General features: G+C 62.3%; 22 protein-coding genes. 10 read left to right on the top strand and 12 right to left on the bottom strand.

Annotated elements, in window-relative coordinates; all coding sequences use genetic code 11:
- Nucleotides 1–69 precede the first annotated feature (69 nt).
- The gene (gene hutC / locus AC0ZZU_RS02240; RefSeq protein WP_476339109.1) at nucleotides 70–738 is read right to left on the bottom strand and encodes a histidine utilization repressor; all 669 of its coding nucleotides are present in this window, start codon (nucleotides 736–738) and stop codon (nucleotides 70–72) included.
- A 188-nt stretch (nucleotides 739–926) separates the two neighbouring features.
- Here hutC and AC0ZZU_RS02235 point away from each other — a divergent pair, with 188 nt between their 5' ends.
- On the top strand, nucleotides 927–2,291 hold the full coding sequence (locus AC0ZZU_RS02235; protein ID WP_476338698.1) for a formimidoylglutamate deiminase: 1,365 nt from the start codon (nucleotides 927–929) through the stop codon (nucleotides 2,289–2,291).
- Between the two features lie 30 nt (nucleotides 2,292–2,321).
- Here AC0ZZU_RS02235 and AC0ZZU_RS02230 read toward each other — a convergent pair whose 3' ends face one another.
- The 5 genes from AC0ZZU_RS02230 to AC0ZZU_RS02210 form a co-directional block, all read right to left on the bottom strand.
- The gene (locus AC0ZZU_RS02230; RefSeq protein WP_476338696.1) at nucleotides 2,322–2,888 is read right to left on the bottom strand and encodes a lipocalin family protein; all 567 of its coding nucleotides are present in this window, start codon (nucleotides 2,886–2,888) and stop codon (nucleotides 2,322–2,324) included.
- A complete protein-coding gene (gene bamE, locus AC0ZZU_RS02225) occupies nucleotides 2,885–3,139 on the bottom strand; it encodes an outer membrane protein assembly factor BamE domain-containing protein (RefSeq protein WP_476338694.1) in 255 nt (84 codons plus the stop codon). Before bamE ends, AC0ZZU_RS02230 begins: the two co-directional genes overlap by 4 nt.
- 178 nt (nucleotides 3,140–3,317) lie before the next feature.
- Nucleotides 3,318–3,914 carry a DUF924 family protein gene (locus AC0ZZU_RS02220; RefSeq protein ID WP_476338693.1) on the bottom strand — a complete coding sequence of 199 codons (597 nt, stop codon included), beginning with the start codon at nucleotides 3,912–3,914 and terminating at the stop codon, nucleotides 3,318–3,320.
- A gap of 3 nt (nucleotides 3,915–3,917) precedes the next feature.
- On the bottom strand, nucleotides 3,918–4,928 hold the full coding sequence (locus tag AC0ZZU_RS02215) for a class 1 fructose-bisphosphatase (RefSeq protein WP_476338691.1): 1,011 nt from the start codon (nucleotides 4,926–4,928) through the stop codon (nucleotides 3,918–3,920).
- Nucleotides 4,929–5,072: 144 nt separating this feature from the next.
- Complete coding sequence (locus tag AC0ZZU_RS02210) at nucleotides 5,073–7,523, bottom strand: glycogen/starch/alpha-glucan phosphorylase (RefSeq protein WP_476338689.1); 2,451 nt, start codon at nucleotides 7,521–7,523, stop codon at nucleotides 5,073–5,075.
- 182 nt (nucleotides 7,524–7,705) lie between these two features.
- Here AC0ZZU_RS02210 and AC0ZZU_RS02205 point away from each other — a divergent pair, with 182 nt between their 5' ends.
- Nucleotides 7,706–8,110, top strand: a complete 405-nt coding sequence (locus AC0ZZU_RS02205; protein ID WP_158458653.1) for a YkgJ family cysteine cluster protein — start codon at nucleotides 7,706–7,708, stop codon at nucleotides 8,108–8,110.
- A 233-nt stretch (nucleotides 8,111–8,343) separates the two neighbouring features.
- Here AC0ZZU_RS02205 and typA read toward each other — a convergent pair whose 3' ends face one another.
- Nucleotides 8,344–10,164 (bottom strand): translational GTPase TypA, encoded by a 1,821-nt coding sequence (typA, locus tag AC0ZZU_RS02200; protein WP_476338686.1) that lies wholly within the window; start codon nucleotides 10,162–10,164, stop codon nucleotides 8,344–8,346.
- A gap of 128 nt (nucleotides 10,165–10,292) precedes the next feature.
- The gene (gene thiI / locus AC0ZZU_RS02195; protein ID WP_476338684.1) at nucleotides 10,293–11,747 is read right to left on the bottom strand and encodes a tRNA uracil 4-sulfurtransferase ThiI; all 1,455 of its coding nucleotides are present in this window, start codon (nucleotides 11,745–11,747) and stop codon (nucleotides 10,293–10,295) included.
- Between the two features lie 333 nt (nucleotides 11,748–12,080).
- Here thiI and glnA point away from each other — a divergent pair, with 333 nt between their 5' ends.
- From glnA to ntrC, 4 genes are all read left to right on the top strand, one after another.
- Entirely contained in the window at nucleotides 12,081–13,487 is a 1,407-nt protein-coding gene (gene glnA / locus AC0ZZU_RS02190; protein ID WP_476338683.1) for a glutamate--ammonia ligase, read from the top strand.
- A 150-nt stretch (nucleotides 13,488–13,637) separates the two neighbouring features.
- Nucleotides 13,638–14,180 carry a chorismate mutase gene (locus AC0ZZU_RS02185; RefSeq protein WP_476338681.1) on the top strand — a complete coding sequence of 181 codons (543 nt, stop codon included), beginning with the start codon at nucleotides 13,638–13,640 and terminating at the stop codon, nucleotides 14,178–14,180.
- A gap of 254 nt (nucleotides 14,181–14,434) precedes the next feature.
- On the top strand, nucleotides 14,435–15,520 hold the full coding sequence (gene glnL, locus AC0ZZU_RS02180; RefSeq protein WP_476338679.1) for a nitrogen regulation protein NR(II): 1,086 nt from the start codon (nucleotides 14,435–14,437) through the stop codon (nucleotides 15,518–15,520).
- On the top strand, nucleotides 15,517–16,953 hold the full coding sequence (gene ntrC / locus AC0ZZU_RS02175) for a nitrogen regulation protein NR(I) (protein WP_476338677.1): 1,437 nt from the start codon (nucleotides 15,517–15,519) through the stop codon (nucleotides 16,951–16,953). Before glnL ends, ntrC begins: the two co-directional genes overlap by 4 nt.
- Nucleotides 16,954–17,162: 209 nt before the next feature.
- Here the strand turns inward: ntrC and AC0ZZU_RS02170 are convergent, their stop codons facing one another.
- Nucleotides 17,163–17,600, bottom strand: coding sequence for a hypothetical protein (locus tag AC0ZZU_RS02170; protein ID WP_476338675.1), 438 nt, complete (start codon nucleotides 17,598–17,600; stop codon nucleotides 17,163–17,165).
- Between AC0ZZU_RS02170 and trmL the strand changes: the two genes are divergently transcribed.
- A complete protein-coding gene (gene trmL, locus AC0ZZU_RS02165) occupies nucleotides 17,599–18,054 on the top strand; it encodes a tRNA (uridine(34)/cytosine(34)/5-carboxymethylaminomethyluridine(34)-2'-O)-methyltransferase TrmL (RefSeq protein ID WP_324122868.1) in 456 nt (151 codons plus the stop codon). The genes AC0ZZU_RS02170 and trmL overlap by 2 nt on opposite strands.
- Nucleotides 18,055–18,166: 112 nt before the next feature.
- On the opposite strand, the gene secB is transcribed toward trmL, so the two are convergent.
- The 3 genes from secB to AC0ZZU_RS02150 are packed head-to-tail and all read right to left on the bottom strand — an operon-like array spanning nucleotide 18,167 to nucleotide 19,364.
- A complete protein-coding gene (gene secB, locus AC0ZZU_RS02160; protein ID WP_158458661.1) occupies nucleotides 18,167–18,655 on the bottom strand; it encodes a protein-export chaperone SecB in 489 nt (162 codons plus the stop codon).
- A 39-nt stretch (nucleotides 18,656–18,694) separates the two neighbouring features.
- Nucleotides 18,695–18,949, bottom strand: a complete 255-nt coding sequence (grxC, locus tag AC0ZZU_RS02155; protein WP_476338672.1) for a glutaredoxin 3 — start codon at nucleotides 18,947–18,949, stop codon at nucleotides 18,695–18,697.
- Between the two features lies 1 nt (nucleotide 18,950).
- Nucleotides 18,951–19,364, bottom strand: coding sequence for a rhodanese-like domain-containing protein (locus tag AC0ZZU_RS02150; RefSeq protein ID WP_476338670.1), 414 nt, complete (start codon nucleotides 19,362–19,364; stop codon nucleotides 18,951–18,953).
- A gap of 204 nt (nucleotides 19,365–19,568) precedes the next feature.
- On the opposite strand from AC0ZZU_RS02150, the gene gpmI reads away from it, so the two are divergent.
- From gpmI to AC0ZZU_RS02135, 3 genes are all read left to right on the top strand, one after another.
- Nucleotides 19,569–21,104 carry a 2,3-bisphosphoglycerate-independent phosphoglycerate mutase gene (gene gpmI / locus AC0ZZU_RS02145; protein WP_476338668.1) on the top strand — a complete coding sequence of 512 codons (1,536 nt, stop codon included), beginning with the start codon at nucleotides 19,569–19,571 and terminating at the stop codon, nucleotides 21,102–21,104.
- 224 nt (nucleotides 21,105–21,328) lie between these two features.
- Nucleotides 21,329–22,612 (top strand): murein hydrolase activator EnvC family protein, encoded by a 1,284-nt coding sequence (locus AC0ZZU_RS02140; protein WP_476338666.1) that lies wholly within the window; start codon nucleotides 21,329–21,331, stop codon nucleotides 22,610–22,612.
- A gap of 89 nt (nucleotides 22,613–22,701) precedes the next feature.
- On the top strand, nucleotides 22,702–24,009 hold the full coding sequence (locus AC0ZZU_RS02135) for a S41 family peptidase (protein ID WP_476338664.1): 1,308 nt from the start codon (nucleotides 22,702–22,704) through the stop codon (nucleotides 24,007–24,009).
- Nucleotides 24,010–24,017: the final 8 nt, after the last annotated feature.

Below are 24,017 nucleotides of genomic sequence, written 5' to 3'. Positions count from 1 at the left end.
CTCAGCGATCGAGTCGGTGAGGTAATACAAGCACAGCCGAACTTGTATGTACAAGTACAGCCAAGCGATTTACTTGCTGAACCGCCCCTCGAGACGATGCCGGGATCCGGGATGAATCAGCCGCGCGGCAGTCACCGGCTGGCGCCCGGACCAGGTGCGGCGGCGGATCAGCAGGCAGGGCTCGCCGCGCTCGATCTGCAACAGGCGGCATTCGTTCGCATCGGCCAGGATCGCCTCGACCACGTGCTCGCCTTCGGTCAGCGGTGCGACCTGGGTCAGGTAGGCATAGGGCGTCTGCCGGGTGAAGTCCTGCTTGAGGTAGTCAGGGGCAGCCTGGGCGTTGACGTAGCGGTCCTCGATCTGCACTGGCATGCCGTTCTCGAAGTGCACGATCAGGGAGTGGAAAACCCGTTGGCCTTCGCGCATGTCCAGCGCCAGGGCGCGCTCTGAGCCAGCGGCTTCTTCGGCGAGGATGATCACCTGGCAGCTGTACTGATGGCCGCGCGCGGCGATTTCGTCCGCGATGTTGTTGACCTCGAACAGCGCCGAGCGTGTCTTGGGCTCGGCAACGAAGGTGCCGACGCCCTGCATGCGTACCAGCAGACCCTCGGCGGTGAGCTCGCGCAGGGCGCGGTTGATGGTCATGCGGCTGAAACCCAGCTGGCTGACCAGTTCGCTCTCTGACGGCACCCGCTGGTGGGGCGGCCAGCTACCGCTTTCGATCTGCTGGGTGATCATCTGCTTGACCCGGGCATAGAGCGGCGCCGGCCCCTCGCCCGAGGGGGCAACCAGCGCAGGGACAGGAGGTGTCGGCACGGCGTGTGATCCTTGATCGGCTGAATGAACGGTAGCTTGGCGGAGTTTACCGGCCAGCTGAACCTCTGTATATGTATATACAACCACTCCCAGAACCAGGATTGACCGTGATGCGTGCTTTTTTTGCCGAACGTGCCCTCCTGCCCACGGGCTGGGCTGCCAACGTCCGACTCGAGATCGCCGCCGACGGTACCCTGGCCGCAGTTAAAGCGGATGGATCTCCCGAGAGCGCCGAGCGCGTGGGCGGGCCCTTGCTGCCAGGCATGCCGAACCTGCATTCCCACGCCTTCCAGCGCGCCATGGCGGGACTTGCGGAGGTTGCCGGCAACCCCCTGGACAGCTTCTGGACCTGGCGTGAGCTGATGTACCGCATGGTCGGCAAGATCAGCCCAGAGCAACTGCAGGTCATTGCCCGCCAGGTGTATATCGAGATGCTCAAGGCAGGCTACACCTCGGTGGCCGAGTTCCACTATGTCCATCACCAGAGCGATGGCCATGCCTATGCCGACCGGACCGAGCTGTCGCAGCGCATCAGCGCCGCCGCCAGTGCCAGCGGCATCGGCCTGACTCTGTTGCCGGTGCTGTACAGCCATGCCGGCTTCGGCGGCCAGCCGCCCAATCAGGATCAGCGCCGCTTCATCAACAGCAGCGAGCAGTACCTGCGCCTCCAGGACAGCCTCGCACCCCTGTTCGCCGGGCAACCGGCGCAACGGCTGGGACTGTGCTTCCACTCGTTGCGCGCGGTCACCCCGACGCAGGTTCGCGAAGTACTGCAGGCCAGCGACGCCGCCTGCCCGGTGCACATCCATATCGCAGAACAGCAGAGGGAAGTCGACGACTGCCTGGCCTGGAGCGGCCTTCGCCCATTGCAGTGGCTGCATGAGCATATCGAGGTGGACTCCCGCTGGTGCCTGGTCCATGCCACCCATGCGCAGGCCGACGAGGTCAGCGCCATGGCGCGCAGCGGTGCGGTCGCGGGGTTGTGCCTGACCACCGAGGCCAACCTGGGCGACGGGATCTTCCCGGCGGTGGAGTATCTGGCCCAGGGCGGACGCCTGGGGATTGGCTCAGACAGCCATGTCTCACTGAGCGTGGTCGAGGAGCTGCGCTGGCTGGAGTACGGTCAGCGGCTGCGCGACCAGCGGCGAAACCGGCTTCACCGCAGTGACCAGCCGATGATCGGGCGCACCTTGTTCGACGCCGCCCTGAGCGGTGGCGCCCAGGCGCTGGGCCAGCCGGTGGGCGCGCTGGCGGTGGGCAAGCGCGCCGACTGGCTGGTGCTCGATGGCCAGGACCCTTATCTCGCGACGGCCACTGAAGACGCCATTCTCAACCGCTGGCTGTTCGCGGGCAGCGACCGCCAGGTTCGGGATGTGATGGTCAACGGGCAATGGGTGGTACGCCAAGGACGGCATGCGGATGAGGAAGACAGCGCGCAGGCATTTGCAGGGGTCTTGCGGGAGCTGATCGGGTAGATACCTTGAGGCGCCCTGGATGATTCGTCCCTATCGCGCGATATCCCGGTCCGACACCCGCCACACCAGCCGAGAGGTGTCATAGCCTTGCTGGCGTGCCTTGGCCAGCAGGCCTTCACGCACCACGGCCGTGACCGTCGGGCTACGCGTCAGAATCCACAGGTACTTGCGGTTCGGGTTGCCGACCAGTGCGGTCTGGTAACGGTCATCCACGTACAAGACCCAGTACTCGCCCTTGGCCACGCCCGGCATCAGGTGGGTAAACCAGTTGTCGAACTCGACCCACAGCTTGTCGGTATGACCCGGTTCCTGCGGGCGAGCGTTGCCTTGCGCGCGAAGCCACTCGCCGTCGAGGGTGCGGCAGCGGTTGAGTACGCCCAGGCTGCCATCTGGCTTGACGTTGTAGTGCGCCTCGGACTGGGCGCAATCGTTCTGGAAGTACATGGGCAGATGAGCCTGCTCGAACCACTTGCCCTGATAGCGCTTGAGGTTGATCTCGCCCGCCGTCTTCGGCGCCAGCGAATCGCCGCCGGAGCTGGCACAGCCGCCCACCAGCAGCGCCGCGCACATTCCGAGCAACAGGTGCAGCCGCGTCATTTGAGGCCCTGCCCCGAGTACATCAGTACCTGGTCAGCCGCGTACTGGATACTGATGAAGCTCTTCTCGTCGCCCCAGGTACAGCTGCTCATGCCGAGGGCGCCCGAACATTCGGTAGGCGCGCCGAGCAACTGCTCGACCTGGGCCTTGGTCATGCCGGATTTGAGCTTGGAATAGTTCTCCTGGTTGATCTTGCTGCAGGCAGCCAGAAATACGCACAAGGACAACAGGGCGAGGGATCGCAACGACATGAGAGTCACTCCTGGGGTTGTAAACGCAGGCGTGGAGACCTGCAGAGCCCTTGGAGGGGGAAAAGGCTCCCAGGTTCCCCAGAGGGGCAAGCTTTTTTTCGCCAGACGAAACGAAAACGGGGCAATCCGGAGGTAGCGGTTGAGCGCCCCCGGATTGCCCCGTTTTCAGTTCGACGTTCTAGAAGCGCGAACCTGGCTCCAGCAGAAAGTCCATTTCTTCATCGGTGCTCGGGCGGTCCAGCACCAGGTTGCGGTGCGGGAAACGTCCAAAGCGCTCGATTACCCGCTGGTGCTGCTCGGCGTAATCGAGGAAGCCTTCGAACAGACGGCGGTTGAACTCCGGCTGTTCGTCCAGCAAGGTCTGGTAACGCTCGACGCACAGATTCTGCCAGTCGAGTACCTCGGCATGTTCCAGCACCAGCAGGATGAACACCCGCTGGATCGGCAGTAGCTGGAAGTCCCAGTCTTTCTGCAGCCCTTGCATCGCCACCACCTGGGCACGCCGGTCGCCTTCGAAGGCGCGCGAGGTGTCGCGATGGATCATGCGTGGCAGCTGGTCAAGCAGCAGGATCAAGCCCAGCCAGCCCTGCGGGCTATGCTGCCACTCGTCCAGACCACCCGCCAGCGCCTGCTCGACCAGGTCGCCGAAGAGCGCCTGAGCTTCGGCGTCGTGCTGCTTGCCGAACCACAAGGTGCTTTTCTCGTCGGTCACGGCCTGGGCACTGCGGCCCCAACCGAACCACCATTCAAGCAACGGCTGCCAAGGTGCGAGCATGGCTTACTCCTTGTGATACGCAGTGACGCGCTCGACCTCTTCCTTCGAGCCCAGGATCACCGACACCCGCTGGTGCAGGCTGTCTGGCTGGATATCGAGGATGCGCTGGTTGCCGTCGGTGGAGGCACCGCCGGCCTGTTCGATGATGAACGACATCGGGTTGGCTTCATACATCAGGCGCAGCTTGCCCGGCTTGGACGGATCGCGGGCATCGCGCGGGTACATGAACAGGCCGCCGCGGGTCAGGATGCGGTGCACGTCGGCAACCATCGAGGCGATCCAGCGCATGTTGTAGTTCTTTTTCAGCGGGCCGGTCTCACCCGCCAGCAGCTCGCCCACGTAGCGCTGCACCGGGGCTTCCCAGTGACGCTGGTTGGACATGTTGATGGCGAACTCGGCGGTGGTTTCAGGCACCTGGATGTTCTCGTGGGTCAGCACGAAGCTGCCCAGCTCGCGGTCCAGGGTGAAGCCCTTGACGCCGTTGCCCAGGGTCAGGATCAGCATGGTCTGCGGGCCATAGATGGCGTAGCCGGCGGCGACCTGCTGGGTACCTGGCTGGTGGAAGGCCTTCTCGTCCAGGCTTTCGTTCTGGCTCAGGTATTCGTTAGGGCAGCGCAGCACGGAGAAGATGGTGCCGACCGAGACGTTGACGTCGATGTTTGACGAGCCGTCCAGGGGGTCGAAGACCAGCAGGTAGGCACCCTTGGGGTACTTGCCCGGGATCTGGTAGGCGTTGTCCATTTCCTCGGAAGCCATGCCGGCCAGGTGGCCGCCCCACTCGTTGGCTTCGAGCAGGATTTCGTTGGAAATCACGTCGAGCTTCTTCTGCACTTCGCCCTGCACGTTTTCAGTGCCCATGCTGCCCAGGACACCGCCCAGGGCACCTTTGGAGACGTTGTGGCTGATTTCCTTGCACGCACGCGCCACCACTTCGATCAGGAAGCGCAGATCGGCAGGGGTGTTGTTGCTACGGGTCTGCTCAATCAAATAGCGACTCAGGGTAACGCGGGACATGTATGGCTCCGAAGGCATGGGGGAGAAAACCCCCGCAGTTTACAGTGAGAGTTCAAGGCTAGCGAGCAAAGAGACGCGCCTGGCCGATCAGACGGCCAGATAGGTCGTTGGTTCAGGCCCGGCGGTCTGCCGCTATTTCAAGGACTAGTCCAAAGCTTTCCAGATGTCAGTGGCATATTCACGAATCGTCCGGTCCGACGAGAACCAGCCCATGTTCGCGGTATTGAGCACCGCCATGCGCCACCATGCCTCGGTGTCATGCCACAGGTCCTCCACCCGTTGCTGGGCATCCCAGTACGCGTCGAAGTCCGCGCAGACCAGGAAGCGGTCATGCGCCACCAGCGAGTCCACCAGCCCGGTATAGCGCGCCGGATCGTCTGGCGAAAATACCCCGCCACGGATTGCCTGCAGCACGTCATTGAGCCGGTGCGAAGCGCTGACCGCCGCGCTGGCGCCAAAATCGCCACCGCGCCGGCGTGCTTCAACCTGCTGGGCGGTCAGGCCGAAGATGAACATGTTGTCCACGCCGACCTGCTCGCTCATCTCGACGTTGGCGCCATCGAGCGTGCCGATGGTCAGCGCTCCATTGAGGCCGAACTTCATGTTGCTGGTGCCGGAAGCCTCGTAGCCGGCCGTCGAGATCTGTTCCGAGAGATCCGCCGCCGGAATGATGCTTTCGGCCAGGCTGACGTTGTAGTTGGGCAGGAACACCACCTTGAGCAGCCCGCGCACGGTCGGGTCGTTGTTGACCACCCGGGCGATGTCGTTGGACAGCTTGATGATCAGCTTGGCCTGGTGGTAACTGGCGGCGGCTTTGCCGGCGAAGATCTTCACCCGCGGTACCCAGTTGGTGCCGGGTTCGGCGCGGATGGCCTGGTACAGGGCCACGGTATGCAGCAGGTTGAGCAGTTGGCGCTTGTATTCGTGGATACGCTTCACCTGGACATCGAACATCGCCTCGGGATTGACGGTGATGCCCAGGCGCTCCTGGATGATGATGGCCAGGGCGCGCTTGCTCTGCAGCCGCTGGGCGGCGAACTGCTTGCGGAAATCGCGGCTCTCGGCAAAGGGTGCCAGACGCGGCAACAAGCCCTGCGGGTCGTCGAGCACCTCAGCGCCGAGGGCCTCGACCAGCATGGAGGTCAAAGCCGGGTTGGCCTGGTACAACCAGCGGCGCAACGTGACACCGTTGGTCTTGTTGTTGATCCGCTGCGGATAGAGCTTGTGCAGCTCGCTGAACACGGTATTGCGCATCAACCGGGTGTGCAGCGCCGAGACGCCATTGATACTGTGCGAGCCCAGGAACGCCAGGTTGCCCATGCGCACGCGACGGCCGTTGTCTTCCTCGATCAGCGATACCGCGCGCAATACATCGAAATCGTGTATGCCCTTGGCCCGCATGGCATCGATATGGAAAGCATTGATCAGATAGATGATCTGCATGTGCCGCGGCAGCATGCGCTCCATCAGGCCGACCGGCCATGTCTCCAGCGCTTCGGGCAGCAAGGTGTGGTTGGTGTAGGCCAGCGTGTTGACGGTCAGCTCCCAAGCGGTCTCCCACGGGATTTCGTGCTGGTCGACCAGCAGGCGCATAAGCTCGGCGACGGCGATCGAGGGGTGTGTGTCGTTGAGCTGGATGGCCGCCTGGTCAGGCAGGTTGAGCAGCGAGTCGTGCATGTTCAGGTGGCGGCGCAGCAGGTCTTGCAGGGAAGCCGAGACAAAGAAGTACTCCTGGCGCAGGCGCAGCTCCTGGCCAGCCTCGGTGCTGTCAGCCGGGTACAGGACTCGCGAGATGCTCTCGGCGCGGGCGACCTCCGCCACGGCGCCCAGGTGATCACCGGCGTTGAAGCGCTCGAGATGGAGCTCTTCCAGCGCCCGTGCACGCCACAGCCGCAGGGTGTTGACGCTGGAGCCTCGCCAGCCGACCACTGGGGTATCGTAGGCCACCGCCCGTACCGTCTCGCCGGGCCACCAGACCTGGCGCTGCTGGCCGTTGCCATCGTCCACGGTCTCGACGCTGCCACCAAAGCTGATCGGATAGATCACCTCGGCGCGCTCGAACTCCCAGGGGTTGCCGAAGTCGAGCCAGTTCTCGGTCTGCTCCTGCTGCCAGCCATCGACCACCGCCTGGCGAAACAGGCCGTGCTCGTAACGGATACCGTAGCCGTGGGCAGCGATGCCCAGGGTCGACATGCTTTCCATGAAGCAGGCCGCGAGGCGCCCCAAACCGCCGTTGCCCAGGGCCGCGTCGGGCTCGAGCAGGCGGATGCGGTCAAGGTCGACGTCGAGGCCTACCATCGCCTCACGGGCGATATCGAGCAGGCCCAGGTTGCTCAGGCTGTCGTAGAGCAGCCGGCCGATCAGGAATTCCAGGGAGAGGTAATAGACCCGCTTCTGGCTCTTTCGGTAAACCTGGCGGGTGTGGTCCATCCAGTGGTCGACCATATGGTCGCGGGCGGCCAGGGCAACGGCTTCGAACCAGTCATGCTCGAAGGCGTGCTCGGGGTCCTTGCCCACGGCGTAGGTCAGCTTGGCCAGTACGGCGGCACGAAATTCGGCCACTTCGACTTCACGGGCGGTGGATTCCTGAGACATGCGCAGTCCTCGGGTGTACATAAGCGGATGGAAAAGTTTCAGCCTAGACGCTTCGACACAGAGCGACAGCCCGCGTTCGCGGATTTATTGGCTGGCGGGTGAAACCGGCAAAAGGTTGTTCACAAATTGAGCAACTCCGGTATCATCGCGCGCCCACCGACCGTCACTAGCCTTGTATATAAATGAAAACCACCCTGATCGCCGCCGCCGAAGTCGACCGCCTGGACACCTGGCAACGTTATGCCAGCCACAACTGCGGGGGTTGTCACTCGACCTGCTGCACTTTGCCGGTCGAGGTCAAGATCAAGGACCTGATCCGCATCGGGGTGGTGGATGACTTCGAGAAGGACGAACCGCCGAAGAATATTGCCAAGCGCCTGCAGAAGGACGGCATCATCGAGCGCTTCAACCAGAAGTCGGGAATTTTCACCCTGACCCGGATGAGCAACGATGATTGCCTGTACCTGGATCGCAAGAGCCGGTTGTGCACGATTTATGAGAAGCGGCCGGATACGTGCCGGAATCATCCGCGGGTAGGGCCTAGGCCTGGGTATTGCGCGTATAAGCCGAAGATGGCTGTGCGATGAAGGCGCATGCCTGTGGCCTTGCAGCGCTGTAGATATCGAGCGCCGCCCGCGCGGCGCATCGCGACACAAGGCCGCTCCTACATTTTGTTGCAACGTGCCATGGCCTGACAGGTTCGGGTTGGCCGCCCTGTTTGTACGACGCGGCTTTGCGGCGGTCCTGACAATCTCTCGACAAACAAAAACGCCCCCGGTCTCTCGACCGGGGGCGTTTTTGTTCAACCTAGGCTGTTACATCAAGCCTTGGCTTTCTTGGCGGCGCGGGTACGCTCGCTTTCGTCCAGGATCTTCTTGCGAAGACGGATGGACTTAGGCGTGACTTCACACAGCTCGTCTTCCTGGATGTATTCCAGAGCCTGTTCCAGGGTGAAGCGAACAGGCGGAACCAGTGCGATGGTTTCGTCTTTGCCCGAAGCACGCATGTTGTCGAGCTTCTTGCCCTTGGTAGGGTTGACGCCCAGGTCGTTGTCGCGGCTGTTCTGGCCGACGATCTGACCGTTGTAGATTTCCTGGCCGTGCTCGACGAACAGCTTGCCGCGCGCCTGCAGGGTTTCCAGCGAGTAGGTCAGTGCCTTGCCGGTTTCAACCGAAACCAGAACGCCGTTCTGACGGCCGGACATGTGGCCCGACTTGACGGTGTCGTAGCGATCGAAGATCGAGGTCAGGATGCCAGCACCGTTGGTCAGGGTCAGGAACTGGTTACGGAAACCGATCAGACCGCGAGCAGGGATGTTGTATTCCAGACGAACACGGCCCTTGCCATCCGGCACCATGTTCGTCAGGTCGCCCTTGCGCAGGCCCATCTCTTCCATGACCTTGCCCTGCGAATCTTCAGGGATGTCGATGGTGACGTTTTCGAACGGTTCCTGCTTCACGCCGTTCACTTCGCGGATGATCACTTCAGGACGGCCCAGGGCCAGCTCGAAGCCTTCGCGACGCATGGTTTCGATCAGTACCGAGAGGTGCAGCTCACCACGGCCGGAAACCTTGAACTTGTCAGCCGAGTCGCCTTCTTCAACGCGCAATGCAACGTTGTACAGCAGCTCTTTGTCCAGACGGTCCTTGATGTTGCGGGACGTCACGAACTTGCCTTCTTTACCGCAGAATGGCGAGTCGTTGACCTGGAAGGTCATGGAAACGGTTGGCTCGTCAACGGTCAGCGGCTTCATCGCCTCGACGTTCAACGGGTCGCACAGGGTGTCGGAGATGAACAGCTCATCGAAGCCGCTGATGCAGACGATGTCGCCGGCAGCTGCTTCTTCGACGTCAACGCGGTGCAGACCGTGGTGACCCATCAGCTTCAGGATACGACCGTTGCGGCGCTTGCCGTCGGCGTCGATGGCAACGACCGGGGTGTTCGGCTTGACGCGGCCACGGGCGATACGGCCAACGCCGATAACACCGAGGAAGCTGTTGTAGTCCAGAGCCGAGATCTGCATCTGGAACGGGCCGTCACGGTCAACGGCTGGGGCCGGAACGTGGTCGACGACCGCTTGGTACAGCGGGGTCATGTCTTCGGCCATGGCAGTGTGGTCGAGACCGGCGATGCCGTTCAGGGCCGAGGCGTAGACAACCTGGAAGTCCAGTTGCTCGTCGGTAGCACCGAGGTTGTCGAACAGATCGAAGATCTGGTCCAGAACCCAATCAGGACGCGCGCCCGGACGGTCAACCTTGTTGATTACAACGATTGGCTTGAGGCCAGCTTCGAAAGCCTTTTTGGTCACGAAGCGGGTTTGCGGCATCGGGCCGTCCTGGGCGTCGACCAGCAGCAGCACGGAGTCGACCATCGACATTACACGCTCAACTTCGCCACCGAAGTCGGCGTGGCCGGGGGTGTCGACGATGTTGATGTGGTAGCCATTCCAGTTGATGGCGGTGTTTTTCGCCAGAATGGTAATACCGCGCTCTTTTTCCTGGTCGTTGGAGTCCATGACGCGCTCGTCGTTGAGCTCGTTACGCTCCAGGGTGCCGGACTGACGCAGGAGTTTGTCGACCAGGGTGGTTTTACCATGGTCAACGTGGGCGATGATGGCGATGTTACGCAGATTTTCGATCACAAATGTATCTCGATCAGAGGATTCGGGTTGCCGCCCATTCTAGGCGGCCAATATGAATGAACAAGGCTCAGCGGGCCCGTCGGTCGGGAGGGCGATGGCGGATACTGCCGCCATACAGCCCCGGCGTCTTATGTCGGACGATAAACACGCACATTGGCATGTCCCTCACTGAGCAGGTGATGCGCATGCAGGCGGCTCATCACACCCTTGTCGCAATACAGCAGGTACTGCCGGTTGCCATCGAGGTGCTTGAAGCGGCTGTTGAGCGCATAAAACGGCAAAACCTGCACCTCGACGCCGTCGAGCACGAGCGGCTCGTCTTCCTGGGCATCGGGGTGGCGGATGTCGATGACGATCTGCCCAGGCATGGCCTCGGCGACTTCCTCGACATGGATATCCTGGCCCAGCTCATCGATGACATTGTCGATCGAGATGAAGCGGGCGCGCTCCAGGGCGCGCTCCAGCACGGCCATGTCGAACTTGTTCTCTTCCTGCGCGACGCGGTGCGGCTTGGCGCAGGTGGTCGGGTTCACCGAGATCACGCCGCAGTACTCCGGCATGTGCTTGGCGAACTCGGCGGTACCGATCTGGTAGGCCGTGTCGATGATGTCCTGCTTGTGGCTGGCCAGCAGCGGGCGCAGGACCAGCTTGTCGGTGGCCTGGTCGATCACGGCAAGGTTTGGCAGGGTCTGGCTCGACACCTGGGAAATCGCCTCGCCGGTCACCAGCGCATCGATCTGCAGGCGCTCGGCGACCTTGGCCGAGGCGCGCAGCATCATGCGCTTGAGCGTCACGCCCATATAGCTGTTGTCGACCTTGCCCAGGATTTCGCCGAGCACTTCCTCGAACGGCACGCTGATGAACAGCACCCGCTGGCTGCTGCCGTATTTCTTCCACAGGTAGTGCGCGACTTCCATCACGCCCAGCTCGTGGGCACGGCCACCGAGGTTGAAGAAGCAGAAGTGGGTCATCAGCCCGCGGCGCATCATCTGGTAGGCGGCGACGGTGGAGTCGAAGCCACCGGACATCAGCACAAGCGTCTGCTCCAGCGAGCCCAGCGGGTAACCGCCGATGCCCTGGTGCTGGTTGTGGATGATGAACAGGCGCTGATCGCGGATCTCCAGGCGCACCATGACTTCAGGATTGCGCAGGTCGATACCGGCGGCGCCGCACTGCTGACGCAGCTGGCTGCCGACATAGCGATCGACGTCCATCGAGCTGAAGTCATGATGACCGCCGCGCTTGCAGCGCACGGCAAAGCGCTTGCCAGCCAGCAGGTGGCCGAAGTAGGCCTTGCACTTGGCGACGATATCGTCGAAGTCGCCCAGCGGGTGTTCATCGACCTGCAGGAAATGGACGATGCCCGGCATGCAGCTCAGGCGCTCGACCATCTCGCGCTGGACCTTCTCGTCTTCAATGTGGGTGACCACCTCGAGATTGTCCCAGACGCCATCGACCTTCAGCTCCGGATCCAGATCCTTGAGCACGACACGGATGTTCTTGCCCAATTGACGGATGAAGCGCTTGCGCACCGGCCGGCTCTTGATGGTGATTTCTGGAAAGACTTTGACGATTAGTTTCATGGTCTACAGCGCGCGAATGGCCAGCTGAAAAAGAAGGGCGCGAATTATAGCGGAAATTGCTCAAGGTTTGAGCAACTTTTGTACAGAAGGTTTTACCCGCTCTATTTTGGTGCGCCTACGGCATCGCGCGCCTCTTATAGGTGCAGAAAATGGAACGCTGCAGCCCCACCATCCCTTGAAAGCACCATGCTTGGCGCAAGTTGGCCATTTTTGGGCACTGGCATGCAATTTGCTCCCTTGTGAGGCAGGTAAGCTTGGCCGACTATGCGCGCCCAGCGTCACCCTTTTTGCAGGGCAACGGCCCACCGTGCCCTAGACTATCCGGAGGACAACATGTCGAAGTCGGTTCAGCTCATCAAAGATCATGACGTCAAGTGGATTGATCTGCGTTTCACGGACACCAAAGGCAAGCAGCAACACGTCACCATGCCAGCTCGCGATGCGCTGGATGATGAGTTCTTCGAAGCCGGCAAGATGTTCGACGGCTCGTCGATCGAAGGCTGGAAAGGCATCGAAGCTTCCGACATGATCCTGCTGCCGGATGACAGCACCGCCGTGCTGGACCCGTTCACCGAAGAGCCGACCCTGATCCTGGTCTGCGACGTGATCGAGCCGTCCACCATGCAAGGTTACGACCGCGACCCGCGCGCCATCGCACGCCGCGCTGAAGAGTACCTGAAGACTACCGGTATCGGTGACACCGTCTTCGTCGGCCCAGAGCCTGAGTTCTTCATCTTCGACGACGTCAAGTTCAAGTCCGACATCTCGGGCTCGATGTTCAAGATCTTCTCCGAACAGGGTTCGTGGATGACCGACCAGGACGTCGAAGGCGGCAACAAAGGCCACCGTCCAGGCGTCAAAGGCGGCTACTTCCCGCTGCCGCCGGTCGACCACGACCACGAAATCCGTACCGCAATGTGCAACGCCCTGGAAGAAATGGGCCAGGTCGTCGAAGTTCACCACCACGAAGTGGCGACTGCCGGCCAGAACGAGATCGGCGTTCGCTTCAACACCCTGGTTGCCAAGGCTGACGAAGTCCAGACGCTGAAGTATTGCGTGCACAACGTCGCCGATGCCTACGGCCGCACCGCTACCTTCATGCCGAAGCCACTGTACGGCGATAACGGCTCGGGCATGCACGTCCACATGTCGATCTCCAAGGAAGGCAAGAACACCTTCGCTGGCGAAGGCTATGCCGGCCTGTCGGAAACCGCCCTGTACTTCATCGGCGGCATCATCAAGCACGGCAAGGCCCTGAACGGCTTCACCAACCCGGCCACCAACTCCTACAAGCGTCTGGTGCCAGGCTTCGAAGCCCCGGTCATGCTGGCCTACTCGGCCCGTAACCGTTCGGCCTCGATCCGTATCCCTTACGTTTCCAGCCCGAAAGCCCGCCGTATCGAGGCGCGCTTCCCGGACCCGGCAGCCAACCCGTACCTGTGCTTCGCCGCCCTGCTGATGGCTGGCCTGGACGGTATCCAGAACAAGATCCACCCAGGCGATGCCGCCGACAAGAACCTGTACGACCTGCCGCCTGAAGAGGCCAAGGAAATCCCGCAGGTCTGTGGCAGCCTGAAAGAAGCCCTGGAAGAGCTGGACAAGGGCCGTGCGTTCCTGACCAAGGGCGGCGTGTTCTCCGACGACTTCATCGATGCCTACATCGACCTGAAATCGGAAGAAGAAATCCGCGTACGTACGTTCGTCCACCCGCTGGAATACGACCTGTACTACAGCGTTTGATGCGCTGACGCCTGGCGTCATCCGCTTCATATAGAAATGGCCTCCTAGTGAGGCCATTTTTCTTTTGTCCTACAGGATATTGGGAATTATCTGACTGGTGGATCGCGGGGATAAAGACACACTCCCTCCTCGCCCCCAAGGAGATTTCCCATGCGCACGTTCTACCTCGCCCCGCTTGTAATAGCCGCCCTTCAGGGCTGCACATCGCCAGGCCAGCCAGCCACCCCGCTTGCCTCATTGCTCGATAGCATCGAACAGCGCCTTGACGTTGCCGAAGCCGTGGCCCTTCACAAATGGGATCAGCGCCAGCCCGTCCAGGCCAGTGGCCGAGAACGTCAGGTGATCGAAACTGTGCGTCAGGCTGCACCCGGTCATCGATTGAGTCCCGACCGCGCAGAGGCATTCTTTTCAGACCAGATGGAGGCGAACAAGCTGCTTCAGTACAACGCCCTCTCGCACTGGCACCTTGCGCAACGCGCGCCCGCCACACCCCGCCAGGACCTGCATCGGCAACTGCGCCCCCGTCTCGACCATCTGCAGGGGCAGTTGCTCGAGCGCCTGGCCCACTTCGATCAAGCGTCCTTGCCCCGTTGTGCCGACTTGCTTGCGCATGACCTTGCCCAGCGAACCAACGACCCGGCTCGCTTTATGGCGTTGGTCCGTGCAACGGGTCAGCTGTGCGAAAAACCCTGATCCGCCCTATGCTCTATGTTGGTGCACAGGCAGACTGATACCACGCGCTGAAACCCCAATTTGGTTCACATAAATCGGTAAAGCGGGGCTCTATTGGGCCGATCCGCGCGAATACAGGTCCTAATGCGCAAATCCCGCTTCTTTTCGGAGCCTTGGTTTGGTTTTTGCATTTTCTTCGTATCAGCGGATTTAAGCGCGCCCGCCCTTGGCCCAGCCCGGGGCGCCCATGTGCCAAAAGAGGTCAACGACGCCCCATGACCATCAGCGACGCTCAGCACCGTCTGCTTCTCGACAACCTGACCACTGCCACACTTCTGCTCAACGCCGACCTGCGCCTGGAATACATGAATCCGGCGGCCGAGATGCTGCTCGCCATCAGCGGCCAGCGTAGCCATGGGCAGTTCATCAGCGAGTTGTTCACCGAGTCGGCAGAGGCACTCAACTCCTTGCGCCAGGCGGTGGAACAGGCGCATCCATTCACCAAGCGTGAAGCCCAGCTGACCTCGCTGACCGGCCAGAGCCTGATCGTCGACTACGCCGTCACGCCGATTCCAAATCACGGTCAGACCTTGCTGCTGCTGGAGGTTCATCCGCGCGACAGGTTGCTGCGCATCACCAAGGAAGAAGCCCAGCTGTCCAAGCAGGAAACCACCAAGATGCTGGTGCGGGGCCTCGCCCACGAGATCAAGAACCCGCTGGGCGGGATCCGCGGCGCGGCACAGTTGCTGGCGCGCGAACTGCCTGAGGAAGAGCTGCGCGACTACACCAACGTCATCATCGAGGAAGCTGACCGCCTGCGTAACCTGGTCGACCGCATGCTGGGCTCGAACAAGCTGCCCTCGCTGGCAATGACCAATATCCATGAGGTGCTGGAGCGCGTCTGCAGCCTGGTGGATGCCGAGAGCCAGGGCTGCATCACGCTGGTACGCGACTACGACCCGAGCCTGCCCGACGTGCTGATCGACCGCGAGCAGATGATCCAGGCGGTGCTCAACATCGTGCGCAATGCGATGCAGGCCATCAGCAGCCAGAACGAGCTGCGCCTGGGCCGCATCACCTTGCGCAGCCGTGCCATGCGCCAGTTCACCATCGGCCACATCCGGCATCGCCTGGTGGCCCGCGTCGAGCTGATCGACAACGGCCCCGGCATCCCGGCGGAACTGCAAGACACCCTCTTCTATCCCATGGTCAGCGGACGTCCCGACGGTACCGGGCTCGGCCTGGCCATTACCCAGAACATCATCAGCCAGCACCAGGGTCTGATCGAATGTGACAGCCACCCCGGCCACACCACGTTCTCGATCTTCCTGCCTCTGGAACAAGGAGCCACTGCCTCATGAGCCGAAGTGAAACCGTCTGGATCGTCGACGATGATCGCTCAATCCGCTGGGTACTCGAAAAAGCCCTGCAACAGGAAGGCATGACCACCCAGAGCTTCGACAGCGCCGACGGCGTGATGGGCCGCCTGGCCCGGCAGCAGCCAGACGTGATCATCTCCGATATCCGCATGCCCGGCGCCAGCGGCCTGGACCTGCTCGCGCAGATCCGCGAACAGCACCCGCGCCTCCCGGTCATCATCATGACCGCCCACTCGGACCTCGACAGTGCCGTGGCCTCTTACCAGGGAGGCGCTTTCGAGTACCTGCCCAAGCCGTTCGATGTCGACGAAGCCGTGTCACTGGTCAAGCGCGCCAACCAGCACGCCCAGGAGCAACAAGGCCTGCACACGGCGCCGAGCCTCACCCGTACCCCGGAGATCATTGGCGAAGCTCCGGCGATGCAGGAAGTCTTTCGCGCGATCGGCCGCCTGAGCCACTCGAACATCACCGTGCTGATCAACGGTGAGTCGGGCACCGGCAAGGAGTTGGTCGCCCACGCCCTGCACCGCCATAGCCCGCGCGCGGCCTCGCCGTTCATCGCCTTGAACATGGCAGCGATTCCCAAGGACTTGATGGAATCCGAGTTGTTCGGTCATGAAAAAGGTGCCTTCACCGGCGCGGCCAACCTGCGACGGGGGCGCTTCGAGCAGGCCGACGGCGGTACGCTGTTTCTCGACGAGATCGGCGACATGCCGGCTGACACCCAGACCCGCCTGCTGCGCGTACTGGCTGACGGCGAGTTCTACCGCGTGGGCGGCCATGTGCCGGTCAAGGTCGACGTTCGGATCATCGCTGCCACACACCAGAATCTCGAGACGCTGGTGCAGGCCGGCAAGTTCCGGGAAGACCTGTTCCACCGGCTGAACGTGATCCGCATCCACATCCCACGCCTTGCCGATCGCCGTGAAGACATTCCGACCCTGGCCCGGCACTTCCTGGGCCGTGCCGCGCAGGAATTGTCGGTAGAGCCGAAGCTGCTCAAGCCGGAAACCGAAGAGTTCATGCGCAACTTGCCATGGCCCGGCAACGTGCGCCAGATGGAGAACACCTGCCGTTGGATCACCGTGATGGCGTCCAGCCGAGAGGTGCTGGTCGGTGACCTGCCGCCCGAGTTGCTCAACCTGCCTCAGGACGCGGCCCCGGTCACCAACTGGGAGCAGGCCCTGCGTCAGTGGGCTGATCAGGCCCTGGCACGCGGACAGTCGAACCTGCTCGACAGCGCGGTGCCGAGCTTCGAGCGCATCATGATTGAAACCGCCCTCAAGCACACCGCTGGCCGGCGCCGTGACGCCGCCGTGCTGCTGGGCTGGGGCCGTAATACCTTGACCCGCAAGATCAAGGAATTGGGGATGAAGGTCGACGGCGGGGATGATGACGAGGGCGAAGATCATTGATGAGCACCGGGGCCGCACCGCGGCCCTGGCCCATGCACCGTTCCTGTGCCCGGTGCACTGCCGCAAGGCACGAATCCACCCGCAACCTTGCTGAAAACCTCCCAGAGCGCCCATTTCCCGGCTTTCGCAAACCTGGCACGACACCTGCAATAACCTTGGTACATCCAGTTTTGGGGACCTCGGTACAGGCAGGCCGGGAATCCCCTCTTTTATTCGTGCAGTCTTACCTGCACCCGCCAACGCCCAGCGTCCTCGGCAGCGGTCCACTCACCGCGCAGGGGACGCGCGGCGACAAGGGTCACCAACAGCCCGCCATCGCTCTTCTGCACCCGCCAGCTGACCGGCTTGCCCTGCATCCGCAGCTGACCCCGCTGAACCTTGCCCTCGGCCTCGAACAGCAACGCCAGCGTACCGTCGAGATTCTCGCCATGCAGCTTGGGTTCTTCGTTGAACCACAGGTCCAACCCCGCCTCGACCACCTCCACCTGCTCCAACACCCGTTCCTCCGGCGCGGTCAGCCGGCCGATCATCAGGCCGACCAGCAGTCCGAACAGGGCCAGCGAGAACAGCATGCGTGGCCAGGCCTTAGAACGCGGGTCCGGTTCAGGGGTAGAATGCTCGCCATCTTCACGCTCGGAGCCGTGCATGTTTCACGTCATCCTTTTTCAACCAGAGATTCCGCCGAATACCGGCAACATTATCCGGCTCTGCGCCAACAGCGGTTGCGACCTGCACCTGATCGAACCCATCGGGTTCGAACTTGATGACAAGCGCCTTCGCCGGGCAGGCCTGGACTACCACGAGTATGCCACGCTCAAGCGCCATGAGAGCCTGGCCGGATGCCTGGAAAGCCTTGGACAGCCTCGACTGTTCGCGTTCACCACCAAGGCTTCGCATCCTTATCACGAGGTAGCGTTCCAGCCGGGAGATGCGTTTTTGTTCGGCCCGGAAAGCCGGGGCTTGCCTGCCGAAGTGCTGGACAGCCTGCCCGCGGAGCAGCGCTTGCGCTTGCCTATGCAGCCAGGGTGCCGGAGCCTGAACCTGTCCAATACCGTGGCGGTGACGGTATACGAGGCGTGGCGGCAGCAGGGGTTTGCCTGATGGTCCAGTAGTGTCCACTCGGGCCCTTTCGCTGGCAAGCCAGCGAAAGGGCCGGAACAAACAGCACAAAAAAAGCGCCGTGAAGGCGCTTTTTTGATCACCGCAATACCGCTTACTGCAGCGAAGGCGCTTCACCCGCTTCCTGCATGCGCTGCATTTCCTGCGCGTACAGGGCGTCGAAGTTGACCGGCGACAGCATCAGCGCCGGGAACGAGCCACGGGTCACCAGGCTGTCCAGCGTCTCGCGCGCGTACGGGAACAGGATGTTCGGGCAGAACGCACCCAGCGTGTGGCTCATCGACGAAGCATCGAGGTTCTTGATCAGGAAGATACCGGCCTGCTGCACTTCAGCGATGAAGGCAACTTCTTCACCGTTCTTGACGGTCACCGAGAGGGTCAGCACTACTTCGTGGAAGTCGCCTTCCAGGGCTTTCTGCTTGGTGTTCAGGTCCAGCGCGACGCTTGGCTCCCACTGCTGGCGGAAGATCGCCGGGCTTTTCGGGGCTTCGAACGACAGGTCACGCACGTAGATGCGCTGCATCGAAAACTGTGGGGAGGTGTCGTCGGCTGCGGCCGCGCCGTTGTTCTGTTGCTCAGTCATGGCAGATCCTTCTTTCTAAGGTCTTTGATTAGTGTGAAATCAACCCTTGAGCAGCGCATCGAGCTTGCCGGCGCGCTCCAGGGCAAACAGGTCATCGCAACCCCCGACGTGGGTGTCGCCGATCCAGATCTGCGGCACCGATGTGCGGCCTGCTTTCTGGCTCATCTCGGCACGCAGCTGCGGCTTGCCGTCGACCTTGATCTCTTCGAAGGCCACGTCCTTGCTCTGGAGCAGGTACTTGGCGCGCGAGCAGTACGGGCAGTAGTCGCTGGAGTAGACGATGACGTGCTTCATGTCACTTCACCAGCGGCAGGTTATCGGCTTTCCAGCTGGAAACGCCACCGCTCAGCTTGGCGGCGGTGAAGCCTGCCTTGATCAGCTCACCGGCGACGCCGCCCGAATGCTGGCCCATGTTGTCGACGATGATCAGGGTCTTGGCCTTGTGCTTCTCGAGCTCGCCCATGCGGTTGGTCAACTTGTCCTGCGGGATGCTCACGGCACCCACGATATGACCTGCCGCGTACTCCTTGGCCGGACGGATGTCGACGACCAGGCCCTTGTCGCTGTTGACCAGCGAGGTGAGTTCGCCGTTGCTCAGGCTGCGGCCACCCTTGCGGGCTTCGTTGAGAATGAGCAGCACCAGCAGAACGACGAAGATGGCTACCAGAATGTAGTGTTCTGTCGCAAATCGAATCAGGTTATCAACCATCGGGGGTGTTCCAGGCCATTGAAAATGCTGGCCAGTATACACAGCCCCAAAGGTCGGCCAAAGTCTGGCCGACGGCCTTGAGGCCGCTGCCGGTTGCTGCCCGTCCCCCCGCCTGGCAGGCGGCATGAGGATTATTCGTCACAGCTGGCGGAATTGCCCTAAAATGCGTGTCTTTATCATCTTGAGCAACCGTGAGAGGGATTGATGACGAGCACGCCCAAACCCCTGGTCCTGATCATCCTTGATGGTTTCGGTCACAGCGAAAGCCCCGAGTACAACGCCATCTATTCCGCCACCACGCCGGTCTACGACCGCCTGCGCGCCACTCGGCCGCACGGCCTGATCTCCGGTTCCGGCATGGACGTAGGCCTCCCGGATGGGCAGATGGGCAACTCCGAGGTCGGTCACATGAACCTCGGCGCCGGGCGCGTGGTGTACCAGGACTTCACGCGGGTGACCAAGGCTATCCGTGACGGCGAGTTCTTCAACAATCCGGTCCTCACCGGCGCGGTCGACAAGGCCGTTGGCGCTGGCAAGGCCGTACACATTCTCGGCCTGCTGTCCGACGGCGGCGTGCACAGCCATCAGGATCACCTTGTCGCCATGGCCGAACTGGCCGCGCAACGGGGTGCCGAGAAGATCTACCTGCACGCATTCCTGGACGGCCGTGATACCCCGCCCCGCAGCGCCCAGTCGTCCATCGAGCTGCTCGACAGCACCTTCGCCCGTCTTGGCAAGGGCCGTATCGCGAGCATCATCGGCCGCTACTTCGCCATGGACCGGGACAACCGCTGGGATCGCGTCAGCGCGGCCTACAACCTGATCGTCGACAGCGTTGCCGAGCACACTGCAGACACCGCCGTGGCAGGTCTGGAAGCGGCCTACGCGCGGGACGAAAGCGACGAGTTCGTCAAGGCCACGCGCATTGGCGAAGCGGTCAAGGTCGAGGATGGCGACGCGGTGGTGTTCATGAACTTCCGCGCCGACCGCGCCCGCGAATTGTCGCGGGTATTCGTCGAGCCAGATTTCAGTGAATTCCCGCGGGCCCGCCTGCCCAAGGTCGCGGCGTTCATCGGCCTGACCCAGTATTCGGCAAAAATCGCAGCGCCAGCCGCCTTTGCACCGTCGAGCCTGGACAACGTGCTGGGCGAATACCTGGCCAAGAACGGCAAGACCCAGCTGCGCATTGCCGAGACCGAGAAGTACGCCCACGTCACCTTCTTCTTCTCGGGCGGGCGTGAAGAACCGTTCGAAGGCGAAGAGCGCATTCTCATCCCGTCGCCCAAGGTTGCTACCTACGACCTGCAGCCCGAGATGAACGCGCCAGAGGTCACCGACCGGATTGTCGAGGCCATCGAGCAGCAGCGCTATGACGTGATCGTGGTCAACTACGCCAACGGCGACATGGTCGGTCACACCGGTGTATTCGAGGCAGCCGTCAAGGCCGTCGAGGCGCTGGACCACTGCGTCGGCCGCATTGTCGATGCACTGGAGCAGGTCGGTGGCGAAGCCTTGATCACCGCGGACCACGGCAACGTCGAGCAGATGGAAGACGAGTGCACCGGCCAGGCGCATACCGCGCACACTACCGAGCCTGTGCCGTTCATCTATGTGGGCAAGCGGGCGCTGAAAGTTCGCGAAGGCGGCGTACTGGCGGACGTGGCGCCTACCATGCTCAAGCTGCTAGGGCTGGATGTGCCGGCGGAAATGACCGGCACTTCGATACTGGTCGACGCCTGAATCAACACCGCTCCATGTAGGAGCGGCCTAGTGTCGCGAAACGGGCCCGAAGGGCCCGCTGGGTCTGCCCCACCGGTGTGTCCGACACACGGTGTTGTTTTAGCGAGGGGCCGCGTTGCGGCCCTTCCGCGACACGAGGCCGCTCCTACACTGCCCCCAGCCATTTTTTTTGCAGTCGCGGGCGGGCATACTAGGTCAGTCTCCATCCCGGGTATCCCCATTCCATGCTCCGCGCCTTGATCCTCCTAGCCCTGTCCTGCCTGCTCAGCCCGGCCTTCGCCGACGAGCGGGTGCAGACCCAGCAGAAACTCGACGCCACCCGTCAGGACATCGCCGAGCTGCAGAAGATACTGGGCAAGCTCCAGGACGAAAAATCCGGCGTGCAGAAAGACCTGCGCGCAACCGAAACCGACATCGGCACGCTGGAGAAGCAGGTGGAGGCCCTGCAACAGGAGCTAAAAAAGACCGAGGGCGAGCTGGAGCGCCTCGATAACGAGAAAAAAAAACTCCAGAGCGCCCGCATTGAACAGCAACGACTGATCGCCATCCAGGCTCGATCGGCCTACCAGAATGGTCGCGAGGAATACCTCAAGCTGCTGCTCAACCAGCAGAACCCCGAGAAGTTCGCCCGTACCCTCACCTACTACGACTACCTCAGCCAGGCCCGCCTGGAACAACTGCGCAGCTTCAACGAAACCCTGACCAGGCTGGCCGGCGTCGAGCAGGATATCGCCCGGCAACAGGCGGGGCTGCTGGCCCAGCAGGGCAATCTCGACAGCCGCCGCCAGGAGCTTGAAGCCGTGCGCCAGGAGCGTCAGAAAGTGCTGGCCAAGCTCAATACCGACCTCAAGGCCCGCGACCAGAAGCTGCAGTCGCGCCAGCAAGACCAGGCCGAGCTGGGCCGTGTGCTCAAGACCATCGAGGAAACCCTGGCGCGCCAGGCCCGCGAAGCAGAGGAAGCCCGCAAGCGTGCCTTGCTCGCCGAACAAGAGGCCCAGAAGCAACGCCAGCGCGAGGCCCAGGCCAGCAATGATCAGGCTGCGAAGAAACCGAAGGTCACGCTTGGCCCGGTGGTTTCGAGCAGCGGTGAAACCTACGGCGGAGCTTTTTCTGCCGCACGGGGCAAACTTCCATGGCCGGTCAATGGTCGATTGCTTGCACGCTTTGGTGAAACACGCGGGGATGATTCGCGGGCCAAGTGGGACGGCGTGATGATCAGCGCCTCAGTTGGCAGCCAGGTGCGTGCGGTGCATGGTGGCCGGGTGGTCTTCGCCGATTGGTTGCGCGGTGCCGGACTTCTGGTCATTCTCGACCATGGCAATGGTTACCTCAGCCTATACGGTCACAATCAAAGCCTGCTCAAGCGCGCTGGTGACATCGTCAAGGCAGGCGATGCCATCTCCACCGTTGGCGACAGCGGTGGGCAAGACAACGCAGGCTTGTACTTCGCCATCCGCCAGCAGGGCCGCCCCAGCGACCCCGCACAGTGGTGCCGTGCCCAGGGATAGGTACTTTCCTACATTTGACGGCGTAGCGCAGTCCGTTACTGCGCCGGGGCTCCACGCGGAGCGTCTATAGGATCAGGAGTTCGTTCGACATGCTGCAATCGCCCCGCCTCACCTCACTGGCCCTGACCATCGCCCTGGTCGTCGGCGCGCCCTTGGCCCTCGCGGCCGAGCCCGCCGCTGCGCCCGCCCCGGCCGCAAGCGCACAAGGCCCGCTGCCACTGGAGGAATTGCGTACTTTTGCCGAAGTCATGGACCGGATCAAGGCAGCCTACGTCGAACCTGTGGATGACAAGACCCTGCTGGAAAACGCCATCAAGGGCATGCTCAGCAACCTCGACCCGCATTCGGCATATCTTGGCCCTGAAGACTTCCAGGAGCTGCAGGAAAGCACCAGTGGCGAGTTTGGCGGCCTGGGCATCGAGGTCGGTCTTGAAGACGGCTTCGTCAAAGTCGTCTCGCCCATCGACGACACGCCGGCCTCGCGTGCGGGTATCGAAGCCGGTGACCTGATCGTCAAGATCAACGGCCAGCCGACCCGTGGCCAGTCCATGACCGAAGCCGTCGACAAGATGCGCGGCAAGATCGGCGAAAAGATCACACTGACCCTGGTGCGCGATGGCGGCCAGCCGTTCGACGTGACCCTCGCCCGCGCGGTGATCCAGGTCAAGAGCGTCAAGAGCCAGCTGCTCGAAGACAACTACGGCTACATCCGCATCACCCAGTTCCAGGTCAAGACCGGCGAAGAAGTCGGCAAGGCCCTGGCGAAGATGCGCAAGGACAACGGCAAGAAGCTGCGCGGCCTGGTGCTCGACCTGCGCAACAACCCGGGCGGCGTGCTGCAGACCGCCGTGGAAGTGGCCGACCACTTCCTGACCAAGGGCCTGATCGTCTACACCAAGGGCCGCATCGCCAACTCCGAACTGCGCTTCTCCGCCGACCCGGCCGACGCCAGCGAAGGCGTGCCGCTGGTGGTGCTGATCAACGGTGGCAGCGCCTCGGCCTCGGAGATTGTCGCCGGCGCCCTGCAAGACCAGAAACGCGCCGTGCTGATGGGCACCGACAGCTTTGGCAAGGGCTCGGTGCAGACCGTGCTGCCGCTGAACAATGACCGGGCGCTCAAGCTCACCACTGCGCTCTACTACACCCCCAACGGCCGCTCGATCCAGGCCCAGGGCATCGTGCCCGACATCGAGGTGCGCCCGGCCAAGCTGACTGCCGAAGCGGACAGCGAGACATTCAAGGAAGCCGACCTGCAAGGGCACCTGGGCAACGGCAATGGCGGCGCCGAACGTCCGACCAGCGGCGCCAAGCGCAAGGAACGCCCGCAGGATGACGACTTCCAGCTGAGCCAGGCCTTGAGCCTGCTCAAGGGCCTGAGCATCACCCAGAACAAGTGATGCCTGGA

It is taken from the genome of Pseudomonas sp. JE3303, from assembly GCF_056312565.1.
This window is presented reverse-complemented; position numbering and strand designations above follow the sequence as displayed.